At 38.2% G+C, this 23,306-nt stretch carries 23 protein-coding genes, 1 pseudogene and 1 riboswitch; of the genes and pseudogenes, 11 read left to right on the top strand and 13 right to left on the bottom strand.

All coding sequences use genetic code 11. The features are described 5' to 3' along the window. Nucleotides 1–8 precede the first annotated feature (8 nt). Together ACIQ0C_RS19070 and ACIQ0C_RS19065 are read right to left on the bottom strand one after the other, a co-directional pair. Nucleotides 9–998, bottom strand: coding sequence for an anti sigma factor C-terminal domain-containing protein (locus ACIQ0C_RS19070; RefSeq protein ID WP_403062768.1), 990 nt, complete (start codon nt 996–998; stop codon nt 9–11). Beyond that, the gene (locus ACIQ0C_RS19065; protein ID WP_403062765.1) at nt 991–1,491 is read right to left on the bottom strand and encodes an RNA polymerase sigma factor; all 501 of its coding nucleotides are present in this window, start codon (nt 1,489–1,491) and stop codon (nt 991–993) included. Before ACIQ0C_RS19065 ends, ACIQ0C_RS19070 begins: the two co-directional genes overlap by 8 nt. A 561-nt stretch (nt 1,492–2,052) precedes the next feature. Between ACIQ0C_RS19065 and ACIQ0C_RS19060 the strand changes: the two genes are divergently transcribed. The 8 genes from ACIQ0C_RS19060 (at nt 2,053) to ACIQ0C_RS19025 (ending at nt 8,020) form a co-directional block, all read left to right on the top strand. Next, entirely contained in the window at nt 2,053–2,580 is a 528-nt protein-coding gene (locus ACIQ0C_RS19060; RefSeq protein ID WP_403062763.1) for a sigma-70 family RNA polymerase sigma factor, read from the top strand. After that, nucleotides 2,573–3,901, top strand: coding sequence for a DUF4179 domain-containing protein (locus ACIQ0C_RS19055; protein WP_403062760.1), 1,329 nt, complete (start codon nt 2,573–2,575; stop codon nt 3,899–3,901). Before ACIQ0C_RS19060 ends, ACIQ0C_RS19055 begins: the two co-directional genes overlap by 8 nt. 373 nt (nt 3,902–4,274) lie before the next feature. Beyond that, on the top strand, nt 4,275–4,484 hold the full coding sequence (locus ACIQ0C_RS19050) for a hypothetical protein (RefSeq protein WP_403062757.1): 210 nt from the start codon (nt 4,275–4,277) through the stop codon (nt 4,482–4,484). 169 nt (nt 4,485–4,653) lie between these two features. Then, entirely contained in the window at nt 4,654–5,232 is a 579-nt protein-coding gene (locus ACIQ0C_RS19045; protein ID WP_403062754.1) for a phosphatase PAP2 family protein, read from the top strand. 159 nt (nt 5,233–5,391) lie between these two features. Next, nucleotides 5,392–5,811, top strand: coding sequence for a hypothetical protein (locus ACIQ0C_RS19040; protein ID WP_403062751.1), 420 nt, complete (start codon nt 5,392–5,394; stop codon nt 5,809–5,811). Between the two features lie 141 nt (nt 5,812–5,952). Continuing rightward, the gene (locus tag ACIQ0C_RS19035; RefSeq protein WP_252210157.1) at nt 5,953–6,768 is read left to right on the top strand and encodes a lipid II flippase Amj family protein; all 816 of its coding nucleotides are present in this window, start codon (nt 5,953–5,955) and stop codon (nt 6,766–6,768) included. 169 nt (nt 6,769–6,937) lie between these two features. After that, a complete protein-coding gene (locus tag ACIQ0C_RS19030; protein WP_403062747.1) occupies nt 6,938–7,093 on the top strand; it encodes a hypothetical protein in 156 nt (51 codons plus the stop codon). A 384-nt stretch (nt 7,094–7,477) separates the two neighbouring features. Then, complete coding sequence (locus ACIQ0C_RS19025; RefSeq protein WP_403062744.1) at nt 7,478–8,020, top strand: GNAT family N-acetyltransferase; 543 nt, start codon at nt 7,478–7,480, stop codon at nt 8,018–8,020. A 633-nt stretch (nt 8,021–8,653) separates the two neighbouring features. Here ACIQ0C_RS19025 and ACIQ0C_RS19020 read toward each other — a convergent pair. The 5 genes and pseudogenes from ACIQ0C_RS19020 to ACIQ0C_RS19000 all read right to left on the bottom strand — a co-directional run bounded on the left by ACIQ0C_RS19020 (nt 8,654) and on the right by ACIQ0C_RS19000 (nt 14,612). Beyond that, nucleotides 8,654–10,085 (bottom strand): annotated as a pseudogene (locus ACIQ0C_RS19020) (IS4 family transposase). A gap of 811 nt (nt 10,086–10,896) precedes the next feature. Beyond that, the gene (locus ACIQ0C_RS19015) at nt 10,897–11,898 is read right to left on the bottom strand and encodes an iron-containing alcohol dehydrogenase family protein (RefSeq protein ID WP_403062741.1); all 1,002 of its coding nucleotides are present in this window, start codon (nt 11,896–11,898) and stop codon (nt 10,897–10,899) included. Nucleotides 11,899–12,063: 165 nt separating this feature from the next. Next, nucleotides 12,064–12,885, bottom strand: coding sequence for a MetQ/NlpA family ABC transporter substrate-binding protein (locus tag ACIQ0C_RS19010; RefSeq protein ID WP_403062738.1), 822 nt, complete (start codon nt 12,883–12,885; stop codon nt 12,064–12,066). A 55-nt stretch (nt 12,886–12,940) separates the two neighbouring features. Next, a complete protein-coding gene (locus ACIQ0C_RS19005; protein WP_403062735.1) occupies nt 12,941–13,609 on the bottom strand; it encodes a methionine ABC transporter permease in 669 nt (222 codons plus the stop codon). After that, the gene (locus ACIQ0C_RS19000) at nt 13,596–14,612 is read right to left on the bottom strand and encodes a methionine ABC transporter ATP-binding protein (protein WP_403062732.1); all 1,017 of its coding nucleotides are present in this window, start codon (nt 14,610–14,612) and stop codon (nt 13,596–13,598) included. Before ACIQ0C_RS19000 ends, ACIQ0C_RS19005 begins: the two co-directional genes overlap by 14 nt. Nucleotides 14,613–14,681: 69 nt before the next feature. Further along, nucleotides 14,682–14,786, bottom strand: a riboswitch (SAM riboswitch). 283 nt (nt 14,787–15,069) lie between these two features. Here ACIQ0C_RS19000 and ACIQ0C_RS18995 point away from each other — a divergent pair. Then, nucleotides 15,070–15,894: an MBL fold metallo-hydrolase gene (locus ACIQ0C_RS18995; protein WP_403062729.1), complete on the top strand. Its 825-nt coding sequence runs from the start codon at nt 15,070–15,072 to the stop codon at nt 15,892–15,894. A gap of 63 nt (nt 15,895–15,957) precedes the next feature. Here ACIQ0C_RS18995 and ACIQ0C_RS18990 read toward each other — a convergent pair whose 3' ends face one another. From ACIQ0C_RS18990 to ACIQ0C_RS18965, 6 genes are all read right to left on the bottom strand, one after another. Further along, nucleotides 15,958–16,146, bottom strand: a complete 189-nt coding sequence (locus ACIQ0C_RS18990; RefSeq protein ID WP_053534060.1) for a hypothetical protein — start codon at nt 16,144–16,146, stop codon at nt 15,958–15,960. Between the two features lie 85 nt (nt 16,147–16,231). Next, entirely contained in the window at nt 16,232–16,435 is a 204-nt protein-coding gene (locus ACIQ0C_RS18985; RefSeq protein ID WP_403062726.1) for a YheE family protein, read from the bottom strand. Between the two features lie 63 nt (nt 16,436–16,498). Continuing rightward, nucleotides 16,499–17,695: a YheC/YheD family endospore coat-associated protein gene (locus ACIQ0C_RS18980; RefSeq protein WP_403062723.1), complete on the bottom strand. Its 1,197-nt coding sequence runs from the start codon at nt 17,693–17,695 to the stop codon at nt 16,499–16,501. Continuing rightward, entirely contained in the window at nt 17,692–19,059 is a 1,368-nt protein-coding gene (locus ACIQ0C_RS18975) for a YheC/YheD family endospore coat-associated protein (RefSeq protein ID WP_403062720.1), read from the bottom strand. The genes ACIQ0C_RS18980 and ACIQ0C_RS18975 overlap by 4 nt, the downstream gene beginning before the upstream one ends. Nucleotides 19,060–19,062: 3 nt before the next feature. Then, complete coding sequence (locus tag ACIQ0C_RS18970) at nt 19,063–20,133, bottom strand: YheC/YheD family endospore coat-associated protein (protein WP_403062718.1); 1,071 nt, start codon at nt 20,131–20,133, stop codon at nt 19,063–19,065. A 16-nt stretch (nt 20,134–20,149) separates the two neighbouring features. Then, entirely contained in the window at nt 20,150–21,511 is a 1,362-nt protein-coding gene (locus tag ACIQ0C_RS18965; protein ID WP_403062715.1) for a YheC/YheD family endospore coat-associated protein, read from the bottom strand. Between the two features lie 136 nt (nt 21,512–21,647). Between ACIQ0C_RS18965 and ACIQ0C_RS18960 the strand changes: the two genes are divergently transcribed. Both ACIQ0C_RS18960 and ACIQ0C_RS18955 read left to right on the top strand, forming a co-directional pair. Beyond that, nucleotides 21,648–22,787: a DUF445 domain-containing protein gene (locus tag ACIQ0C_RS18960; protein WP_403062712.1), complete on the top strand. Its 1,140-nt coding sequence runs from the start codon at nt 21,648–21,650 to the stop codon at nt 22,785–22,787. A 73-nt stretch (nt 22,788–22,860) separates the two neighbouring features. Further along, complete coding sequence (locus ACIQ0C_RS18955; RefSeq protein ID WP_076367313.1) at nt 22,861–23,217, top strand: YlbF/YmcA family competence regulator; 357 nt, start codon at nt 22,861–22,863, stop codon at nt 23,215–23,217. Nucleotides 23,218–23,306 lie beyond the last annotated feature (89 nt).

Here is a 23,306-nt window from a genome sequence, read left to right as displayed (position 1 = left end):
GTGTGTAATTAATAAATATCAACAGTAGCCCCAATAAGAGAGGCTCTAATAATATCAATATTATTAAACCTTTCTAACTCTTTTGGTGTCCCTGTAACTACGGCTCCACTAATACGAATATCGCTAACTTTTGGTGAAGACTCTTCATTAATACTGTTAGCTAATTTCTTTACCTTGTTTTGATAGTTTCCATCCTCCAAACTAAGCGTTTTTATGATATTTAGAAAGTATTGTCCTCCTATTTCAAAATCCGAATCCAGTACTTCAAAACCATATGCATATCCTCCACCTTGTGTAATAGCATTTCTTTCGTTTTCTTTCATACGTGCTTCCTTTTTATACTCCTTTACTTGAGCATCAGTAGATGTGTCTACCCACAACCAATTAACATTATCTGTTCCAAGGATCTTTGATGCTTCATGAAGGGTTAGAGGCTTTTTAAATGATAGAGCTACTTCTACTATCTTATTATTACCTAATTCTGTCGCAGCAGTTATCTCATTTGGAAGATAGGTATATGTAAGTTGCGGGAAGTAAAATTCAATTTCTCTCTCTCCATTAAGCTGATTAAAATTCACGTACCTTTTTTCTCTTTCACTAAATATTTTTGTTTCACTACCATTTTCATTAATCCTTCTTTTTCCAAATAACGGTGTTGTTACACTATCTGTATCCCACAATATGACTCTATCCCCAATTTGCTTCACATATGTTATTTCCTGAGTATAACTAAAAAGATTTGAATCGGAAGGACTTGCACTTCCTTGATGAGTATTTGCTCCATGAATCAAACTATAATTCCCTGATTTATCATCAGCTCTACGTTTTTCAAGTATCTGTTGGCTCCCTATATAAATTACTGCTAACAAAAATATTGTTGTTATTGTTGTTATTATGAAATATTTAACAGTTTGCTTTCTTTTCGCCTTATTCATTACATTTTGAAAAGAAGATTTACTAGTAAAATCAATCTCATCAGTAGTGTTTTTTTCACTCATTGTTATTCCTCCTATAATATTTGACAAATTGTTTCCTCGCTCTAAATAGGTTGGTCTTTACCATCCCAATACTCATTTCAAGTAACTTGGATATCTCTTCATATTTTAGATCCCACTGATACTTTAATAGAATCATCTCTTTGTATTGTGGCTTTAATTTTAATAACACTTTTTGAACTTCTGAACGCTGTTCTTTCTGTAATATTATTTCTTCTGGTAAATCTTTAGATAGCAAAGCTATTTGTTCTTGGTTTAAATCAAGTTCCTCTCGTTTAAGCTTTCTGTATTGGTCATGGTGAAAATTTAAAGCTACACGTATTAACCAACTCCGGGTCTTAGATATATCTATTGAATCGTAGTAAAGAAGAAATCGATAGGCTGATTCTTGAACAATATCTTCAGCATCTTCATGTGAGACTCCTAATTTACGTAGATAACGATAAACAATATTAAGTTCGGCATTTAATTCTTGAATTTTCTTCGAATTGTTCATCGCTGTCCTCCCGTAAATAAGACGTACAAGATAGAAAAAAGTTAACACTTTATTTTAAATTTATTTTCATTTCTCCTTATCAACTAATGAACTAACAGGTGAATTAGTTCTATAAACATCACAAAAAAAATCATTAAATCAATAAAAAAGTTTTCAAATTGATCAATCTTGTTTCAAAGTGAACTCTTTTTATTACGCTAATATGGGGGGAGCTACAGTTAATTCTTTTTTCAAAGATGCTTTAGCACAATAAGAGAAATAAAAAAAGTCAATTCCTAATGTACAGGAAACAGCTTTTTGACTGGGATTTACTTAGCGTACAAAATCCCGAAATATTGGCGGTCTCCCCTATACACGTGCAAAATAGCATTTAAAATAAATGCAAATTATCGCCTAAAGTGACATTTATTTTTGTTAAAGTTGTTTTTAGTACCATTTACGTCCGTTTAGGGTCCCATTTTTAATTGAGCAATTATAACATATTCATTTTTATTCAAATAATTGAAACGAAATGAGTTGGTTGTCAGTCTAACTGTTGTCTGAAAGAAAGGAGTAAAAAAAATGTTCCATTTAAATACGTTAAAAAAAGCTCAAAAAGGGGACGACCAAGCATTCATAAAGCTAATTCATAAAGAAAAAGAAAAACTTTATCGAACAGCATTCCTGTATGTGAAAAATGAAAGTGACTCTCTAGACATTGTTCAAGATACGATTTACAAAGCCTACATATCTATTGAAAACCTAAAGGACTCTTCATACTTCTCTAGTTGGCTGACTCGAATCTTAATAAACACTGCATTGGATTTTATCAAGAAAAATAATAAAGTGATTCCTATTGATCAAGATTCATTGGAGAGAATTGAATCCTCCGAAAGATTAATGCTTGAAGACAAGATGGACCTGTTTACAGCAATTGAAGGGTTAGCTGAGAAGTACAAGACGGTGATCATTCTTAGATATTATCAAGACTTGACTATTAAGCAGATAGCTGAATTCCTAGAATGCCCTGAAGGAACGGTTAAAACGAATTTACATCGAGCCATTAACGAATTGAAGGGAAAGTTAAAGGAGGCGTGTATAAATGAATAATCAAATTCCAGGCATAAAAGAAGCAATTGAAAAAATCGAGGTACCTATCGATAAACTTGATAAAACAATAGATGTTGCAATAAAGAGAGCGAAAACGAAGCATAAGAAACCAAAAAGAAAGTTTTATCCCTTTATTGGTGTAGCTTCTTTAGCAACTTGTGTATTAATTGGCTCTGCCTTTGTCTCTCCAGCAATGGCCAAGGTATTATCATCTATTCCAGTATTGAATTCTGTTTTTGAGTTTGTAGGGGATAGAGGGCTTGAAATAGCTAGTCAAAAGGGGCTATCAGAGAAGATAGAGAAAACCGTTACAGATAAAAATATAAGCTTAACAATAAAGGATATCTTTTTTGATGGTACCCGTTTGTCGATTAGTTATATACAAGAATTCCCTAACAAGTGGGACGATTTAGGAGAATTAGAACTAAAAGTTAATGGTAAGGAAATTAATTTTGGTGACGGTCGGACGGGAGAATTTTTATCTGATAATCAATACGCAGGTGTAATTAATATAGAGCCTACGGAGGAGCTACCAGATTCATTTGATTTAAGCATAGGGTTGAACAATATAGGCAAAGTAAAAGGGAATTGGAATTTTGAAATTCCGGTTACCAAGTCTAAGGAAGAAGTAAAAACGATACAATCCAATAAAACAATGGGTTATAAAGATACAAAGATGACTGTGAAAACAGTTAAGATTGGACCTGCGGGAATTAAACTGTCAGTTGATTTAACTTCATCTACTGGAGAAAATCCAGAAATGATTGATGATAGTCACCTTCAATTTAATTTACTAAATGACAAAGGGGAATCACTTACACAATCGGGTGGATCTGGTTCAGGTAATGATAAAGGAGGTAAACTTGTTATGAATATGGAATATCGCTTTTCTCCTTTAGAAGAGAACTCGGAGTTTTTAACGATCAGTCCCTTTCTTATTCCTATTACCAATGAGCAATCTTCAAGGATCGAACAACCTTTACATTTGAATAAATTACCAATTATACTGAACCAAGGTAAAATGGGGAAAATTATTGTAACTGATGTGAAGTACCAAAAAGATAAAACGTTGTTATACTTCGAAGTGGATAGTGATTTTCCTTACGATGGTCATTTCAACTTCAACACCCTTTGGCTTGAAGATAAGACAGGAAAAAATTTAACAAGTGATTCGAAAGGATATCCCGAACGAATCAAACAAAACACGTATGTTCAAGAGTTCAAGCATATAAATAAAAATGAACCATTAAAAGTTGTGACTATTAAAATGCCAAATCTTGAAGTATTAAAGGAAATGGAAATAAAGATACCACTAAAATAGGGGTAGAGTCAGGAAAATGCGCATTTACAACGATAAGCATTTTGATACAAGTCTTATGAGACATTATATAGCCTAATATAGAGGTACTTTGAATGTGTCTCATTAGGTTCTACTCTATTGAGATTGTGAATGATAGTACTTAAACTATCGGGGCAGGTTAGTTCCATAAGGAGTGCTATTATAAGACCTATAGTAAAATGCTAAAAACGATGTGCATTGGTGGGCAGAATTATATCCTCTGACGTATTTATATTACCTCTCACTAAAATGTCTTACAGAGCCATTTAAGTGGTAAATTAATACCACTTTTTAGTTTTTTCTTTTTAGAAATAATGCTATTTTTTGTAAAATGCATATAATAAGGCGGGATCTTATGGATAAAAAAACTCAACTAGCTTTGATTTTTCTCTTAATACCTCTGGCAATATCAATTTATTTTTGGTTTTCGGATTCAGCCTTATTACGAGGTGGATATGACTTAGCTATAGATGGATTTGTAGTAGCCAGAGCCTTAATGATTATTTACACATTACATTTATTAGGAGAATTAGGAGAATTTATCATTAAGAACAAAAAAGATTGATGGATTAAATACTTCAATAAGGGAGTTCTTTGGCAGCTCTTTTTTTATGGTACTATCGGGGCAGGTTAGCTCTATAAGAAATTGAACCAATAGGTAATAATTGTTAAAATTAAAATAGAGAGAATAGGAGAACAGCTAACTAAACAAGTGCATTGAAGGAGATTATGAAATGAGTTTTATAGAAGCAGATTATGAATGGTTTAAATTAATCAATAGTAAAGTCCACCAATATCCATTATTAGATAACATAATGATATTCTTTGCGGAATATGTTCAATATGCTTTTGTTTTATTAATTTTGATGTTATGGCTACTAAATAAAAGTAATTTCCGTGTGATAGCTTTTCAGGCTATGTTTTCATTTACTTTGGCTTATTCAATAAATAGAATTATTGAGTTATTCATTTATAGAGAGCGACCGTTTATATCGCATGAAATTATTCAACTCGTTGAGCATTCTGCTAATTCCTCTTTTCCAAGTGACCATGCTACATCTGCAATAGCAATTGCTGTTACTCTTTGGCTATCATCACATCATTTTAAATATACATGGTTTATTCTTGCGATAGTAGTAGCTTTCTCAAGAATATGGGTAGGGGTTCACTATCCTTTAGATGTAGTGGCGGGAATGTTAAATGGGGTGATAATAGCATTATTTACACATTACCTTTTGTTCAAGGTAAAACCCATAACATTGCTAATTGAAAGGCCAATTTTCCAAGGACAAGGTAGGATGAAAGATTGTTAGCTATGCAGATTATATATCTTGCTAAACTAACAGGTACATTACTTTAATAAGGGAGTTGCTTTGGCAGCTCTTTTTCTTATGGAGCTAATGAAGCAGGATAGTTAAAGATAAGCTGGAACTATTTTGAAATATAAACGTCTAAATTTATGGAGGTGTATGATGAAAAAGAAAATAAATTTTACTTCTCTTTTTGTCTTTATGGTGTTATTGGTCGGTTGTATGGGAGAAGAAAAAAGACAATTAACAAGAGTAGATGTTCAAAAAATTGATACAGAAGGAAATTACGAAGATGTCGTAATGATAACAGATAGCGAATCAATAGAGTTGTTAAGGCAGGCATTTGAACAAATCAAATGGGAGAATAACATGGTTAAAATGGAAATGGCTAGAAAACCAGATATAAAAGCTACTTTGTTTTACACTTTTGATGAAAATATGCCTGAAAAACTTTATGAATATAAAATTTGGTTTAATGAAAATGCAGGTACAGCAACAATTATTAGCAATAATGAAAATGCAAGTTATGGAGAGTTAGATAAAGATAATCCAAAAGCCCTGAAAAAAATTTTTCTTAATTAACGGGTGATTTAGCTGAAGATCGGAGCTGTCTCTAAGGCAGCTTTTTCTTATGGAACTATCGGGGCAGGATAGTTCCATAACACAAATTGGAAATATATGTGGTAATATGGAAAGAAATATATTAAAGTAGGTAAATTTGTTTTGGAACTCTTAACAGAAAAATTAATTCTTATATCTCTATTTATATTTATTATCCATTCTATCGAAACACTTGCATATGCAGTCAGATTATCTGGTGCAAGAGTAAGATTGTTAGCTTCAGCTCTATCCTTATTTAACTTGATGGTTATGATTTCTCGATTAGCGAATATGATGCAGCAACCATTTACAGGGAGCCTGGTTGATAATGCTCCAAAAGTAAATACACTAGAGTTTGTTGAAAACCAATATAGAATCATTATTGGTTCATCAACATTAGGAACAATTATAGGTATTCTTTTACTTCCTACTTTTATTGCAATTTTTTCAAGGGCTATTGTTCATTTATCTGAAGAAAGAGGTTCTATACCATCTTTGATAAAAAAGGGGTTAACTTTCGAATACATTAAACGTGGGATAAAACACATTCATTTACCAAAGTTTTCTTACTTAAAGGATATTAGATTGAAAGATATTCCCATAAGATTGTTCTTAATTAATATGGTAATTACTGCAATCTATACAATTGGAGTGTTATCTGCGTTATATGCTGCTTTAATAGCTCCAGAAAGAGCAACAACAGCTATTATGGCATCGGGTCTTATAAATGGAATAGCTACAATTTTACTTATAATTTTTATTGACCCTAAAATATCTATTCTTGCGGATGACGTAATAAATCAGAAGGGAAGTTACCTTAATCTCAAGGGTGTATCTCTTATGATGGTTACTTCTCGTTTATTAGGAACGATACTAGCTCAAGTATTTTTTATTCCAGGGGCAGGATATATTGCGTGGTTTACCAAGTTTATTGTCTAATAATTACCTGAATTCTTATAGAACTATCGGGTACGTTAGTTCATTACCAAAAATGATCAATCTTTTTTCAAAACATGCTCCTTCTATTTATTTATCAAGGTTTCTTGTATTAATTTGACCAAACTTTGTTTCAAAGCTACATCTACTTTCTCTTAAGGAGCTGAGACCTATGATTCTAGGTTCTTCCCAAGCTGTTAAAGGAATATCCGAAACTAGCGATTATGTAACTCCAATCACAGCTTTTGGCCCGTGGATTGCCATTCTAATTATGACTTTTATTGTAGGGTGTCTGTATTTAGGATTTAGAAGAAGATTTAAAAAATAAGTTGTGTTTGAAAAAGGGGAGGGGATAGATATTGCCTTCCCCTTTTTTGTCTAATTGGATCAATAATAAAGATAGTGTTGACTTACAATAACTAGAAATAAGAACACGTGATGGCTACGCCCTCATCCTGATCAATCTTTTTTATAAAAGAATAATCCAATTAAATATTATAAGGGCATGTTTTTGTTAATCTTTTTTCTAAACATGTCCTTTCTATTTATTCATTTTCATGGGTTCTTGTATTAATTTGATCAAACTTTGTTTCTGAGCTACACCTTAATGAACTAAAGGGGCAGGTTAGCTCCATTATAAACAAGTGATTTAACTATTAATCATATATGTTAATATACAATATAAACCAATGGGAAAATTAGGGGGATGAGTATGTTTTTACATAATATTGATGAGGAGTTATCATTGAAACTGTTAGAATTAAAGGATGCAGAAAGAGTTTTCGAAAGAACAAATCAATCCAGAGAATACCTACGAGAATGGCTCCCTTGGCTGGATAATACAACAAAACTTGAAGATACAAGAGGGTTCATTAATATTTCTTTAAAAGGTTTTGCTGAAAACAAGAGTGTCAATACAGTTATTATGTATAAGGGACAAATTGTTGGTGTAGCAGGTTATAACCAAATAAATTGGTCAAATAAAACTGCATATATTGGTTATTGGCTCGGAGAAGAATATCAAGGTAATGGAATTATGACAAGAGTAGCTAAGGCATTGACTGATTATGCATTTATTGAATTGAAACTAGATAAGGTGGAAATAAGGGTTGCTGTGGAGAATAAGAAAAGTAGAGGAATTCCCGAAAGATTGGGTTTTGTTAATGAAGGTTGTATCAGACAAGCAGAATGGTTGTATGACCATTATGTTGACCATATTGTTTACGGTATGTTAGCTAAGGATTGGAATAAGTAGTAATTCATACCTGAATGAACTCCCATGAAAATTAAAAAAGCTCAAAATCCAGAAAAAACCACAACAAAATAGACCCAGTAAAAACGCTTTTTAAAAAAGGCTGAGCCTTATGAGTGATCTGATTGAGATTGGTAAATCGTAAAACAAAAACCTCCATTCATAGCAAATTAAGTAGAGGCTGGCACGACGACCAAAAAAGGATTAATCTCCCATGAGTGCTACCCATAAAGGGCGCGACAGTCGGTGGTACACCGTGGTCGTCGGAGTCAGACTAACGGATGGGCTCAAAGGCACCATAGTTCAACGACCTTCTTCGCCAGCCATTAAAACATTATCGACATAGAGACCAATTTTCATTCTCTGTGGTGAAGCGCTGATTTTTGCGCTTCATGGATGGCTAACGGGTGCTTTAGTTGAATAAGAATAACTAAAAAAGTCGATTCCTTGAAATGGAAATCGGCTTTTTTAATAGGTGACATTTCCTTAGCGTTGTAAATCCGCATTTTCCTGACGCTACCCCATGCCCATCAAGCTAACAACATAAATTACTAGCACAAAATGATATTGTTCCAAAACTACCCAGTTCTTGAAAACCAGGCATGCCAAAGAAGCCTATCAAATATGCGCTTTTTTCTAGGCAGCTTGTCTATCCTTCACCGTCGATTGATACACAACCCCAAGAATATCAAAGACAGTCATCTTCTTATACCGATGACATTTACGACCGTTCTTTTTGAGTAGATGATAAAGGCGATGCAAAATTTTCAAAAGTTCTTCTGTGCCAACTGACATCGCTTGAAACAGTAACGGGAAGTAATCCTTAATCATATAAATCGCTTTGTATTCACTTAATTCCTTCTTTTTCTTTTTAAGAAGTAACTGTCGCATTTGAAACATAATAGAAGAACAGAGGAGAATGCCGATAAGTTGGCCATATAAGTGGCACTCAAGGCGTTCTTTTTTGATTGTTTTACATTCATCGATTTCAAAGAATGACTTCCATGTTTTAAATAAAATCTCAATCTGCCACCGCAGGGAATAGAGGGAATGGACATAATCAGTGGGGACTTCTTCTGGAGATGTGTTCGTAATATAGACGTTCATGCCCATCAAGTGCTTACTTTTCTCCTTCATGACAATGCCTTTCTTCTTTTCTCGAATCGCTTGGTTTTTTAGGCGTGTTTGCGTTTGATCATCGGTTAAACGATGGATAATGACACGTGCTGGGAGCTTCTGATTTTGTCCAATGTATGCCTTTGATATTTCCAGCGTTTCACCAGGGGTTAGACTAGACATCATTTGTGTCATATCAACCTGAATGTATTCGGTTTGTTTTTTTACCGTTCCATTGTTGAAGAATTCTGGGTCGGAATTCTTGATATAAATACGTGTATTTAGCTTCAACCGAGAGATAAAATAAGCCTCTTTATCATGAATGGCTTGTAAGTCTCCTAAATCAAAGTAACCAAGGTCACGTAAACATAAATCGCCTTTCTCAACAGTTTCAAGGCAGATGGTGCCGTATGTTTTATCATTGTTCTTTCCAGGTCCCAGTTGTACGTTTAAAAATTGGCCACTTAATAAATCGTATTCTAATTGGATTTTCACTCCTGCAGTATTACTACTGCCTCCAGAGCCTTGATAATTTGTGGCGAAGGAATCAGGTAGCTGAAATACAGTCGCATCTAAAATCCGAATACGTTTGAAAGCAGAAATCATGCCTGAAGAAAGTGATTGATTGAAACAGAGTTTTTGTGTTAGGAGTGAAGTAAAGACTTCTCGGAGGAATGCGACAGCTGCTGGATTAAAGCGTTGATTCAGGCCTTCTGGGCTTATTAGTACCCCCGTCGAAGCCTCTAAACGACTACATAAGTGCGTGAGTGATGTACTAGCGACTTCTTGGCAGAGCCAAACGCAAAGGGCGATAAGTCCATTTGCTTGATACTTACTAGATCGCTGTACAAATCCCACCTGTTTGGCGGTCTCTTGTAGGGCTATTTGGGGATAGAAAACGTTGTAATTCTTGTGCAAAAAGTGTCAGTTCACTGAAGGTGATAGGATTCATAAAAAAACACCATCCTTTCTCGTAAACTATTTACGATAAGCATAGCGTTTTTTTATTTTAGAAGGTATTGTTTTAACTTAGGTTGATGGGCATGTGGTGGTACCCCACAAATGCATAGAACAGAGTGAACCCCGTACATGGAGTAGAATTAGATCCCCGATTACATTCATTAGTGGGTAGTCATAAAATAAAAGTATATTACAAAGTAGTTTGATATGGTAATATTTAGCTAATCCAATTTAAAAGCTTTGTAGTGTATGCCTAGCACCGCAAGGTGACTTTTAAATTGGGGGTTAGGTGAATGTTGGTATTACAATTGGTTTTGGAAGTTTCTATGCACGTACAATGGGAGTCTGTGGTTGCTTTTACAATTCCGGTTGCATGGGCATTAGGGACGAAGAAAGGTTCTCAGAAATGAGGGCTTTTTTTTATGAATTTCTTTAGTCTCTTCCTTTGAGGAAATGACTAGCCCCACATCGCCATCAAGCTAACAATAACGAGTTACCCCAAAACGATAAAAACGAGTAAGATGCACAAAATTTTCGTTCTGGGGGTATTATGATTTCTTACCTTGATGGGCATGTGACGCTACCCCAAATAGAAATAGGAAGTATACAAAAAAAGTCGATTTCCTAAAGTAAATCGACTATTTAATGTTGAAAATTACTTGGCGTACAAAGTTTCCGAAATGTTGGCTGTACCCACTAAAAGAAAAAAGGAGAGTACATATTATACATGACTAATATGTACTCCCCTTTATTTATTAAGGTTTTTTATAATTAGGTCTTGATAAGAGATTCCCCATCGTTTTTTAGTCCATGGATTGGCTTGCATGGTTTGTGAGGATTTCAAGGTTTTCTATGGCGGCTGCCACTTTTTCCTTGTTGATATCAGGGAAAAGAAGTTGGATGTCTTCACCTTCTTTGACAGACTGGGCTGCAATCTGTTGAAGTTCCGCCTTATGTTCAACGGTCAGACCAATATCAACCAATGTCATCGGCAATTTAAGCTCCTGGTAGATTGGAAGCAATTGTTTGATTTCCGGGAATTTCCCTTCTAGCCCAAGCTGGACTAAAATGCCATATGCCACTTTTTCCCCATGTAGTAAATGATGCGCTTGCGTGATGGTAGTCATGCCATTATGAATGGAGTGGGCACCGGCAACGCGCAGGTACTGGCCGCCAAAGCAGCCAACAAGACCACTGGTGATGATATTCGTTTCAATTACACGCTGCAACGCATCTGTCCATTTCCCCTTTTTCAAATCAGCTAAGGCTTCCTCGCCATATGTCAATAAAACTTCCTGGCATTGCCTTGCGGCCATATGGGCCAATTCAATACAAACGGACTTGGTGGCAAGCTTTTCGGCCAGTGCATTGCCCTCGTACCATTTCGCCAATGTATCGCCGATTCCGGCACGTAAATAGTTAATCGGCGAATTAAGAAGAATTCCTGGTTCGATCAATAACATCCAAGCGCTTTTTTCATGAATATCATACCGGACATATGAACCATTATCATCATAAATGACACTTAACTGTGTCCAGGCAGCGCAGGTGGAAGCCAAGGTCGGAATGAGGATGATTTCCTTTTGAAGCGAGTTTCCGGCCGATTTGGCAAGGTCGAGCAACTTTCCGCCGCCAATGCCGATTAATGCATCCACACCCTGTTCAAGAGCAGCCTTCTTGACGCGTTCAATTTCTTGGTCACTGCCTTCCCCGCCGTATGTGAAAAAGATCTTCTCAATATTTTCTAAGGAAGGAAAAAAGGGTTCAGCAACTTCCCATGATTTGCGTCTATGAATAACGAGCATTACGAATGTTCCCTTTACTCAGTTTTATTTCCAGGTTTTCAAGGACATTTGCTTTACATGCGTAATAAGCGGGGCCGCTGCAGACCTCCAGTAAGGTATTCATATTCGTTCTCCTTAATGAAAGGCCTGTTCCCGGTAAAGGGGAAGCAGGCCTCGATTATTTGATCAATTCATCCAGTCTGGTTTTCCGAATCCGGCAAATTTGTCATCGATCACTTTTTCAAACTGGTCGGATTCCACTACTGATTTAATATCCTTGGCAAATTGAGCGTCTACATCTTTTGTATTCACTGCAACAACGTTTCGATACATATCAGGCATTTTTTCTAAAACTAGGGCATCCTGGAGGTCCATTTTCGCTGCAAGAGCAAAGTTGCCAGGGACCGCCGATAGGTCAACACTGTCTGTTGCACGGGGCAACTGAGCGGATTCCAATGGTTTTAGTTGGATGTTTTTTGGATTTTTCGTTACATCCTTTTCAGATATTTTTAAAGGGTCGACATTTGGATCGACTTCAATCAACCCTTCATCCACCAGCACTTTAAGTGCACGTGCCAGGTTAACCGGATCATTGGGCACTGCAAGGGATGTACCGTCCTTGATTTCCTTCAATGATTTATACTTATTAGAATATATGCCCATTGGTGCTGTTGGAACTATGATAAGGTCGGAAAGCTTTAAATCATTTTCTTTAGCGAAGTTATCCATGTACACTTTATGCTGGAAAAGGTTGGCATCGATCGAGTTGTTGCCAAGCGACTTATTCGGCTGGATATAGTCGGTGAATTCGACGATCTCTATTTTGTATCCGAGATCTTCCAGACCTGGTTTGATGGCCTCCTTAACCATATCGGCGTACGGCCCGGTAGTCGCCCCGATCTTCAATTCCTTTTTGTCTTCAGTATTTGGGGATGCATCATCGCTCCCGCAAGCTGCCAAGCCAAGAGCAAGTGCACAGACTGATAATAACGAAGCTATTTTCTTCATTTGAAATTCCTCCTGAGTAATGAAATGTATTGTATCATTGAAAAAATGACTGATCCTATCGTTTGTTAACCATGTATGAGACTTTGTCACCAACCATTTGAATGAGTTGCACAAGGCAGATCAGCACGACGATCGTCGTGATCATGACTGTATTGTCATAACGGTAATATCCGTACCGGATGGCCAAGTCGCCAATTCCGCCTCCGCCGATTGTCCCTGCCATTGCTGAGTAACCGATAAGCGAAATGGTCGTTAATGTCAGTCCTTGAATGATTCCCGGTTTTGCTTCTGGAAGAAGTACATCCTTAATGATCATCCATGGAGTGGCTCCTACGGCAATTGCAGCTTCTATCACTCCTCTGTCTATTTCACGTAATGCCGTTTCAACGATTCTTGCAAAAAAAGGTATTGCGGATACGGACAGGGAAACAGAAGCCGCTCTTGGCCCTATTGTCGATCCCGTAAGAAGGTCCGTTAAAGGAAGGAGGGCGACCAAGAGAATGATGAACGGGATGGAACGGACAATATTGACTGTGAAACCGAGAGATCGATTCACGATGCTATTTTCAAAAAATAAATTCCTGGTTGTCGTAAACAGCAATACTCCAAGCGGTAAACCGATCAGCAGGGCTACTGCAAGAGAAACGCCGACCATATAAATCGTTTCAAGAAAGGCTTTATTAAGATCAGGTAAAATATTGACGATGGGATTAAGCAGTGACATGTTTTAACACCTCCACAGAACTGGAACGATTTTTTATATATTCCAATGCCGAATGAATTTGGGCGGCATCGCCAATTAACTCGATGATTAAAATGCCTAAAGGAACTTCCTGGATATACTCAATTTTACCGTGTAAAATATTACCCTTGACTGGATGGGATTGGAGAGTATCCGAAAGAATCGACTCACCGGCGGTTTGCCCTTCGAATTGAATTTTAATAATCGTACCTTCACTTTCTTCAATCAAGTGCGAAGGGAGTTCGAAATCCAGTACACTGCTAATGAATTGCTTCGTTAACTCCTGCTTAGGCTGTGAAAATATTTCATAAACGGGTCCTTCTTCAATTACCCGGCCATCCTGCATGACGGCGACTCGGTGGCATAGTTCTTTGACTACTTCCATTTCATGTGTAATCAATACGATGGTGATACCAAGCTCACTGCTTATCTTTTTCAACAACTGTAAAATCGCTTTTGTAGTTGTTGGATCAAGGGCTGAAGTCGCTTCATCACATAATAGTACAGTGGGGTCATTTGCTAAGGCTCGAGCTATGCCGACCCGTTGCTTCTGTCCACCGCTAAGCTGTGCCGGATAGACATCTTTCTTATCGCTGAGCCCTACGATTTCCAACAATTCCAATACACGTAACCTGATCGCGTCCTTCGATCGGTGCGCGGCCTTTAAGGCGAAAGCGACATTTTCATAAACGGTTTTTGAACTGACCAGGGAAAAATGCTGGAATATCATTCCGATTTTTTGTCGTTGTTTACGAAGCTCTTTACTTGATAAAGAGGTTAAATCAATGCCGTCGATGATGATATTTCCACCTGTCGGACGTTCAAGCAAATTCAAGCAGCGGAGTAATGAGCTTTTTCCAGCTCCGCTGTAGCCGACAATTCCATATACTTCGCCAGTTTGAATGGTCAAAGATACGTTATCCACTCCGATAACTCGGTTTTTCTTCGAGACGTATTCCTTTCGGACTGAACGGATTTCAATCATGAGCTTTCCCCCTTAAACATTAAAAAAGCTGCCTCTATCATTCAGAAAGAGGCAGCGAAATTATATCTCGTCTTATCTTTCAGAATGCAATCATTCTGCAGGAATTGGCACCGTTCCCTAAGGGCGGTTGCCGGACATCACAGGGCCTGATCCCTCCGTCACTCTTGATAAGTAAATTATTATTTTAGAATATTTCAAGTTTTATAATATAATCTATATTATTTGTAAAATCCGACAATGTCAATCGTTTCTTTGATTTTTTTTGTCGTTAAATTTGGTACAGTCCATAAAACGATTCATGGAAAAAGGGCGATTATGCAATAATCCTGCATTTTCATCCAGGTTAATTATTCCGATATTTCCTTGTCAAAAAGGTAAAGTGGTACTACATTTATTATAGTAAAGTTAAAAAAAGGAAGATGAAACTATTTTTGTACAATGATGGGGAGGAAATTGAATGATAGAGATTAAGACGATAAATGATGTCGTTTGTGTGCATGGGACTCCTGGCGGGAACAAGGCGGGGATGAGTGTTTATGTCTTTTTAACGGATGGCCTATTGATAGATACTGGAGCACAGATATTAATGGAAGAGCTCATTCCATTCTATGAGTCCGCAGACTTCGACTCAGTGGCCCTGACTCACTATCATGAAGACCATACTGGGGGCGCTGCATGGATACAGGAGCATAAAAAGGTCCCTCTTTTCATTCACCCGATGTCGGTTGAGGTTTGTGCAAAGGATGCAGTATATCCTGAATATCGTAAAGTTTTCTGGGGAAAGAGAGATGCCTTTAAAGCTGAGCCGCTAGGGAAGGCCATTCATTCCCGTACCCAAACGTGGGAGCCGATTTTTACCCCAGGTCATGCAAAGGACCATATGGTGTATTTGAATCACAATAATGGCGTACTCTTTTCAGGAGACCTTTTCGTAACCCCAAAAACAAAGCTTGTCTTACGGGAAGAGTCTGTTCCGGTCATCATCGATTCCATAAAAAGATTGCTTCAATATGACTTCGGGGAAGTGTTTTGCTGCCATGCTGGGTATGTTCCTGATGGGAAGGAAATGTTTCGGAAAAAACTTGATTATCTTGAAAATCTCCGAGGGGAAATTTTCCTCTTGCATTCTCAAGGGCTGACCGTTCATGAAATCCAGCAGTTCGTTTTACCGAATCGCTATCCCCTTATCGAAATATCTGGGCATGAATGGGATTCAGAGCATATCATTACATCGATATTAAACGAAAATATTTTGAATGTGATGGAGAATGGAACTATTTGATTTTGTCTTTTTAACGCTCTGACTGATATAAAGGAGGGCTCTCCATAAGAGCGCCCGCCATTGTTATTTATTGATATTGGGATCTGTTTCATCATAAAAATCATGTGCTTCTTCGATGTTCTGAAGGTTAGCGACTTCATACACATTTCCGCCCGCCATTCCTTCATTGATGATACGGTCGATATCTAAATAAACGGAGTCCTTGCCATCATATTCGGTATCCTTCAAAAATGTCATTTTTTCTTTATCCAAAATAAATCCCTCCTAGCCTTTTCTTTAGTTTAGGCAAAGGAGTTTTTTTTATTCCGTTTAGCGATTTCATGAATGTATTGAGGGTTCATTCATATACATGGAAGACCATTAAATCATGTATCATGCTTTTGAGTTTGGTTTCATCTGTTTCGGAAGGCGGATTGGCTGTCCACTCGATGGATCCATCTTTATGATACAATGCTTGGACTGCCTGCTTGTTGAAATAAAAGGAAATTTTCCATCCTGGCAGATTCTTATGCAATGGTGCCCATTGAAAATGGGTGATCATATGTATTACCTCCATATATACAGTTTCTCATTTAATTATAATGGAAAACGGCAACTGGAGGTGTTATTTTATTGTCAGGTTGGGAAAAGTTAATTCAATGAAAAGATTTTTTAAATGCAAAAGCCTGTTTGTTTCAATTTCCTCCTCATCGAATTGCATGGGCTTTGAGTTCACTTCGTATATGAAGAGCGCGCCCGATTCGTCTTCTCCTATATCAATGGAAAACTCTCCGAGAAACCCGATTTTTTTTGAAAGTATCTCACCGCATTTCTGGGCAATATTCGCTAATTTTAGATTCAGGCTTCTTGATTGCAGGTCTTGATAAGGAAAAAGCTTCCCGCCTCGGGGAGTGTGGGTGGTGATTTCCTGAGTTTGTGACATCCTTACCGCTTTGCCGGTCACTTTATAAAAACCTTTTTCATAATGGACGAGAATCCGGTAATCATAACGATGTCCAACAAGTTTTTTTGGTGTGATCGCCTGTTGAGCAAGATAGCTCCTTTTTAATAAATCCCTTTTTTTCGTTTCCCAGAAGGATGCAAAATCCGGGAAGGACTCACTATGTTTTAAGCTATTGAACAATAGAGTATCATCATCATTTTTGATAATGGTATAGATGCCTTTCCCTTGGCTTCCTTTGCATGGTTTAAGGTATATATGCCTGTAGGTCTCCAGGAAAGCATCAAGGCAACTGCTGTTTCGTAAGATCATGGTGGGCGGAAGGTGATTGGTGAGGGATCCATCTTCAACTAATGCTTCGAACATCACATATTTATCTATAAAACAGGGGTTGAATAGATTCATTCGGTAATCTTTAAAATGTGTGATAAGATGTTGGAATTCCTCTGACGCCTCATAGCTCCTCGAGGGGATACGGTTATAGACGATGTCAGGGAAGGGCACTTTACATTCGATCCACTTGTTTGAAATGGAGGAAAAAACATACCCTCTCATCGACTCGGAATGAAGGGCATTTCCTGTGAATACATACGCCAATATTCCATGTTTCAATAAATATAATGATAGGTCCCGAAAAAGGGTCAGGTTTCCACCCAAACCTGATTCCTTTTTGGGATTGGGAACAGTTAAAATTCCGACGGCAAGCATCCGGTTACCCGGAAATATTGTGATTGGAATTAGAGGTTGATTCGAATGGTCCTTTTTATAGCTGATTTCTTCTTTGGCAGAGCCGGCGAAAAGTTCCGCATTCTCATGAGTGTGGTACCAATTTTCAGTGGGGATATCGTAAAAAATGTTCATTGCGGCACACTGATTGATTTCGTAATCGTCTGTTCCGTAAGATAAATGGCATAATCAAGGCTTAGCTTTCTGGTCAGCAATTCGAAATCCTTGAGTTTTGGATGGGAGAAGATGGAACGTCCAGGTTTGGAATTGGCTTCAAACATCCAAACCTGCCCTTTTTTATCCAATCCAAAATCAAATCCTATTTCTGCAATGATGCCGTCCAAGTTCTTTTCTATACTGTCACTTAAAATCAGTGCTGCTTCCGATAGCTTTCGTTCGACTTCTTTCGCCTCATCGTCATCTCCGAACAGTTCGGCAACCGTTTTGATGACACCCCCGCTTTTAATATGGGTCGTGACACTGCCGGCGCCGGCGATCTTTGCGGCAATCGCGGTCACCTGCCATTTTCCATCACTGTCCTTGTTCGTATGGACCCGGAAATCCACTGGACGTTTTTCAGATCGAATTAATGGGATGCCCTGCTGTACGATAAGATTCTCTATCGGGCGGTCGTGAAAAATATGTTTAACGATGGATTCCAATGTCGAAAACCTTTGCAGTTTATTTTCTTTTGCTTCATTTGTATAGCGGCAATAGTAAACATTCTCATGCTTATCATAAAGAATTTGGTGAATCCCTAGACCGAGGCTGCCGTGAATAGGCTTTATATAAACTTGCCGGTAATGGGAAAGAAGGGTTTCCACCACGGATATGGATTGAAATGGATACGTTTCCGGCAAATAAGGCAGTGCCCGCTCATCTGCGCATAACCTTTCATTTACATCCCATTTATTGAAAAATCCAGGGTTATACCATGGTATGGTATATTTTTTTTGAAATTTCTGCTTCACTTCTTTAGGCCCATCACGGTTTTCCGTCAACCGATTTGGGAGCCGGTCATAGATGACATTGGGAAAAGGAAATTCATTAATGTGCCAGTCATCGTTATCAAATACATAGCCTTTGATTGTCTCCTCATCCCAATTGATTACATTCTCTCCAAAAACAAAGGGAATACAGCCTGTGGTCTTGCTAAGCGAAAGGAGCTTTGCGAAAAATTCCGACCTCTCCCCTAATGGTTTGTTTGAAAGGCCAGTGAAGCCTGAGGAAAAGATTCCGACAAGCGGTCCGATATGGATGCTCTTGCCGTATATGAATAAATGAAGGGGAATATCGGTATGATCGAATATTAGAGATTCCGCAAGACTTTCCGATAGCACGATTGATTGATTGACGGCCGGGTTTTGTTTGACGATGGCAGGACATGAATGTCGTCCGAAATAAATTAATTCAATCTCTGCCAAATCTCCTAGCTCTGAAGGGTAGTAGAGAACATTGCCAGGGATAGCGGCAATTTCGGCAGGATAAGTCTTTCTCACTTCCTATTCACCTGCTTTCTGAAGCTGTTCGGCTAAATACTGGCTATACTCAAACGGTGCACGATGAATATCTTTCATGGTCTCCGGCTGTAGTGCCTGAATGATTTTCCTACCGGGCTTCGAGTTAATGTCCATTATCCATATTTGGCCTTTTTTATCGATGCCAAGATCAATTCCCAACTCGAATAATCTTTCAAAGACAGCTTCGGTTTCTACGGGCAGGGTGCGAAGGATATGCTGAATCTTTTGTTCGACAGCAATCGAAATCGTTTCCGGGTTTCTTTTGTTGAAGGTATCCAATGAAATGGCTTCCCCGCCTGTGGCAAGATTTGAAGTAATTCCATCTTTTTGTCCCATACGAATTCCGCGGCCCCGTTCCATCCATTGATTCTTCTCGTTTTTTTGAAGTAAAATCCGTAAATCGAATGGCTCATTATTTTGGCTGCAAAGTTCCAAATATGGCTGGCAAAGGTAACGGTATCGATTTAATAAATGCTGCAGCCATTTGTTAAGCTGAGATTTGGAGGAGAATTGGCGGTCATATTTGGTGCCCTTTTTCGTCATGGAAACCAAAGTGCCGTCTTCGGTTTTTGAAAGGAGATAGATTCCTGTACCGCCTGCACCGAATTCAGGTTTGATGATGATTTTATCCAGGCGTTCCAAATGATCGGTAATATCTTCAGGTGTCGTCACTTGTACGGTCTCTGGAAAAAATGCCTGTAGGTGTGGATGGTTTTTTAGGATTTGGTACACTTCCCACTTACCAGGAAGGCCCAGCCCTAAGAAATTCGAGTTATCTTTTAACCAATCGATTTTGTGTCGCGTTTCCGTTGACTCACGGACTAAACCATGAAAACAGCGATCATATACAAAATCAGGTAAATCAAAAGAGGTGGCGATCCAAGTTTCGTTCTCGGCATCAAAATGCTCGCCCCTCACCTTTTTCAGATCCATATCAATATTATCCGGTGAAAATTTGCAAACTTTCATATTAAATGATTTAGCGGTTTTGGCTATTTCGGTGAAGTAGTTGTTTTCATGAGTATCCGACGCGGCCATTAATCCTATTAACACGTGCTAGCAACTCCTTTTATGGATGGTTTTCGCGGTTAAGGGCAAGCATGAAATCGATGATTGATTTTACTGATGGACGAAAGGTTTCATAGTTGCCTTGGAATTTTTTTGAAGGTTTTGAATTCACTTCGATGATCCATGGATGGGTATCGGTATCCAGTGCTAAATCAATCCCTAGCTCACCGAATGAATCGTCAAGGTTTTCGACTAAGGCCTGTGCAGTGTTTTTAGCCAGCCGTACAAGCTTTTGATATATGCGGCTGGCGTCCTGAAGTTCAAATGCTTCTTTTAGAAAATCCGGCCCATTTTTCATCAATCCGCCTTGTGCAAGATTGGAAACAATGGTACCAGGGTCCCCAATCCGGGCAACCATTGATGAAACTTTCCATTCAAGCTGATCGTTCCGGTGAAGTAGTATACGGAAATCAACTTTTCTCTGATCTATTTCGAATAGGGAAATCCCTTTTTGAAGAATGAAGGATCGTTTTCTGGAAAATCTTTTTAAGGTTTCAAACAACTTTTCATCCGTATCAGCAAAATGTACATTCTGGAGATGTCCGGATTGCTCGATTTTCCATTTTTCAGCTACTTGCGTTAATCTGCAAATATTCCTGCCTTGGCTGCCTGATGCGGGTTTAAAGTAGATTACCGAATGCTTTTCTATAAAACTCAAGAAAGATTCCTTTTCGTTAAACAGTATCGTCTCTGGCAAATTTGGCAACAGATCATCTTCTAGGATTAGCAGTTCATGTACATCATGTTTGGAGAGGAACCTTCCGTTGAACATCGGAATCGATCGTTCCTCCAGTTCAGTTTTAAACAGCTTGAAAGAATGTGATTGCTCAAGTTTCCGCGAATGTATCCGGTTATAAAATACATCAGGAATGGGGAGGCGCAAGGCTTTCCAGCCATCTTGCCCTGGCAGGTAGCCTTCCACAACACCATCTTGAAGAGACTGCAGTTTTACTAAATAGAAGGGGATGCCCTGCTGATTACAATATGATTTCATTTCCTGATAAAATTTCTCCATCTCGCCGAATGTCCCGTCCTGCAAGGGAGTCTGGTTCATGAGTGAAGCGAAGAATGGGCCTATTTTAATCGACCTTCCTTCCGCATGGTATGAGACGGAGATTGGATCGGAAAAATCGGGTAAGGATAAAATTCGGTTCATATCATATGAAAGTTTCAATGTTGGCTGGGATGACGGAAATGGCTGGACAAGTACCGGGACCGAACGGCATCCAGCGATTATCGTTACGGGTTCTCCAAATTGAAGGCCCCATTCCTCAAATAGTTTTTCTTCGATAAACAATAGCGCCTTCTTTCTAGTCTCTGCGGGATTTACCGTAATGTAAACTTTCTGATGGTTAAGGTTCATAATAATTCCCCGTTTGCACTAAGTTTGATATCCTTTAATAATTAAATGATGGGCAAAAGTGGATAACACATTCTATGATTTTTTAATTAGAAGGTGTCATCAAGCCTTTATTTCAGGCAATAAAAGGAGAAATTTCATGGGTGAGTTTTGGGTAAAGATACTGTTTATGGTTGTCGTTGGTGCTGTAATAGGTGGCTTCACTAATTTATTGGCTATCAGAATGCTATTCAGACCGTATAAGCCAATCTATATTTTCGGGAAACAGCTGCCGTTGACACCAGGGTTGATTCCGAAGCGGCAGGATGAGTTAGCCAAACAATTAGGTAAATTGGTGGTCGATCATTTAATCACGCCAGAAAGCATTCAAAGTAAAGTCATCAATGATGCCTCTATACAGAATATGAAAATTTTCGTCCAGGCAGAAGTAAAGAAAGCATTGTCCACGGAAAAAAGTACCGCTCAATTGCTTGATCAATTGGGAATGAAGAATTCTTCATTTACGTTAGAACAGCGATTACAAACATTCATTCTTGGTAAATATGAAACATGGTCGGAAGAGAACAGGACCAAGAGCTTGAAAGATATCGTCCCTCTGCACCTTCAGCAAAAAGCCCTCGACTCGATTCCTGATTTGTCACGCTTCATCGTGAAAAGGGGGAAGGAATATTTTGACAGTACAGAAGGCAAAAGCCGTCTTGAAGACATGTTGGATGATTTTTTCAAGGAACGTGGCAAGCTGATCAATTTAATTCAGATGTTCATTGGAAACGAAAAATTAATTGATAAGATTCAGCCGGAAATCATTAAATTCTTTGAACAATCGAGAACGAATGATATATTGTCAGTGATGATGGTGAAAGAGTGGAGAAATCTGGAGAAATGGGATGTAGAGAAAATTGAGGGACTGATAGGAAGAGAAACGATAAAACAATTGATTACCGAAAAAACGGCTGAAATGCTGCCTGTCGCTTCGATCCTGAATAAGCCGGTTCGAGAATTGACTGCCAATTTCTCGGACATCATCGTGGAAAAGGGCGTCCCGATCTTTGTGGGTAAAGGTGCCGAGTACTTAATCAATCATTTTCAGCCGCTATTCCAAAAACTGCGTTTGGACGATATCGTGGAAGAACAGGTCTCGTCATTTTCAGTGTCCCGACTTGAGGAAATGGTCGTTTCCATCACTAAGAAGGAATTGTCGATGATCACATACCTTGGGGCCTTGCTTGGTGGAATCATCGGTTTATTTCAAGGTTTAGTAACTGTTTTAATAGGATGACGTGTAATTCTCAATCGGATTTGTTATAGTGGAAAAGGTGTAGGAATACAATGATTACCGGGAGGGGAAATAAATGAGTAACGTATATGATGCAGCGTATGAAATGGAAAAGGCGATTAGGGCAAGTAATGAATATGCCGATTTGCAACGCTTATATGATCTTGTGAATTCTGATGAAGCAACAAAAGGAATGTTTGAAAACTTCCGTAATCTTCAAATGTCATTGCAGCAAAAGCAAATGATGGGACAGGAGATTGCACCGGAAGAGGTTGAGCAAGCACAAAAGACGGTACAGCTTGTCCAACAAAACCCAACCATTTCACAATTGATGGAAGCTGAACAACGGATGAGCATGGTCATCGCAGACCTCAATAAAATTATCATGAAGCCGCTTGAAGATTTATATGGCTTGCCTGATCAACAGCAATAAGCAGTTGGAGACTCCCTTCTATAATGGTTGGGGGTTTTTTTGTTCCCTGAAAGCACAAGTGCAAGGATCGTGAACCACTATTTGTTCTA

Source organism: Peribacillus sp. NPDC096448 (genome assembly GCF_044762675.1).
Classification (GTDB): domain Bacteria; phylum Bacillota; class Bacilli; order Bacillales; family DSM-1321; genus Peribacillus; species Peribacillus frigoritolerans_B.
Note: the sequence above shows the minus strand (reverse complement) of the source record. Positions and strands in the feature narration are given on the sequence as shown.

Bases quoted from the DNA above. Each gene is read 5' to 3' on its own strand.
- ACIQ0C_RS19025 (WP_403062744.1), top strand. From the start codon at position 7,478: ATGTTTTTACATAATATTGATGAGGAGTTATCATTGAAACTGTTAGAA.
- ACIQ0C_RS19010 (WP_403062738.1), bottom strand. From the start codon at position 12,885: ATGAAGAAAATAGCTTCGTTATTATCAGTCTGTGCACTTGCTCTTGGC.
- ACIQ0C_RS19060 (WP_403062763.1), top strand. From the start codon at position 2,053: ATGTTCCATTTAAATACGTTAAAAAAAGCTCAAAAAGGGGACGACCAA.
- ACIQ0C_RS18995 (WP_403062729.1), top strand. From the start codon at position 15,070: ATGATAGAGATTAAGACGATAAATGATGTCGTTTGTGTGCATGGGACT.
- ACIQ0C_RS18955 (WP_076367313.1), top strand. From the start codon at position 22,861: ATGAGTAACGTATATGATGCAGCGTATGAAATGGAAAAGGCGATTAGG.
- ACIQ0C_RS19050 (WP_403062757.1), top strand. From the start codon at position 4,275: ATGGATAAAAAAACTCAACTAGCTTTGATTTTTCTCTTAATACCTCTG.
- ACIQ0C_RS19030 (WP_403062747.1), top strand. From the start codon at position 6,938: ATGATTCTAGGTTCTTCCCAAGCTGTTAAAGGAATATCCGAAACTAGC.
- ACIQ0C_RS19065 (WP_403062765.1), bottom strand. From the start codon at position 1,491: ATGAACAATTCGAAGAAAATTCAAGAATTAAATGCCGAACTTAATATT.
- ACIQ0C_RS19070 (WP_403062768.1), bottom strand. From the start codon at position 998: ATGAGTGAAAAAAACACTACTGATGAGATTGATTTTACTAGTAAATCT.
- ACIQ0C_RS19015 (WP_403062741.1), bottom strand. From the start codon at position 11,898: ATGCTCGTTATTCATAGACGCAAATCATGGGAAGTTGCTGAACCCTTT.
- ACIQ0C_RS19040 (WP_403062751.1), top strand. From the start codon at position 5,392: ATGAAAAAGAAAATAAATTTTACTTCTCTTTTTGTCTTTATGGTGTTA.
- ACIQ0C_RS19000 (WP_403062732.1), bottom strand. From the start codon at position 14,612: ATGATTGAAATCCGTTCAGTCCGAAAGGAATACGTCTCGAAGAAAAAC.
- ACIQ0C_RS18965 (WP_403062715.1), bottom strand. From the start codon at position 21,511: ATGAACCTTAACCATCAGAAAGTTTACATTACGGTAAATCCCGCAGAG.
- ACIQ0C_RS18980 (WP_403062723.1), bottom strand. From the start codon at position 17,695: ATGAACATTTTTTACGATATCCCCACTGAAAATTGGTACCACACTCAT.
- ACIQ0C_RS19005 (WP_403062735.1), bottom strand. From the start codon at position 13,609: ATGTCACTGCTTAATCCCATCGTCAATATTTTACCTGATCTTAATAAA.
- ACIQ0C_RS18985 (WP_403062726.1), bottom strand. From the start codon at position 16,435: ATGATCACCCATTTTCAATGGGCACCATTGCATAAGAATCTGCCAGGA.
- ACIQ0C_RS19055 (WP_403062760.1), top strand. From the start codon at position 2,573: ATGAATAATCAAATTCCAGGCATAAAAGAAGCAATTGAAAAAATCGAG.
- ACIQ0C_RS18960 (WP_403062712.1), top strand. From the start codon at position 21,648: ATGGGTGAGTTTTGGGTAAAGATACTGTTTATGGTTGTCGTTGGTGCT.
- ACIQ0C_RS19045 (WP_403062754.1), top strand. From the start codon at position 4,654: ATGAGTTTTATAGAAGCAGATTATGAATGGTTTAAATTAATCAATAGT.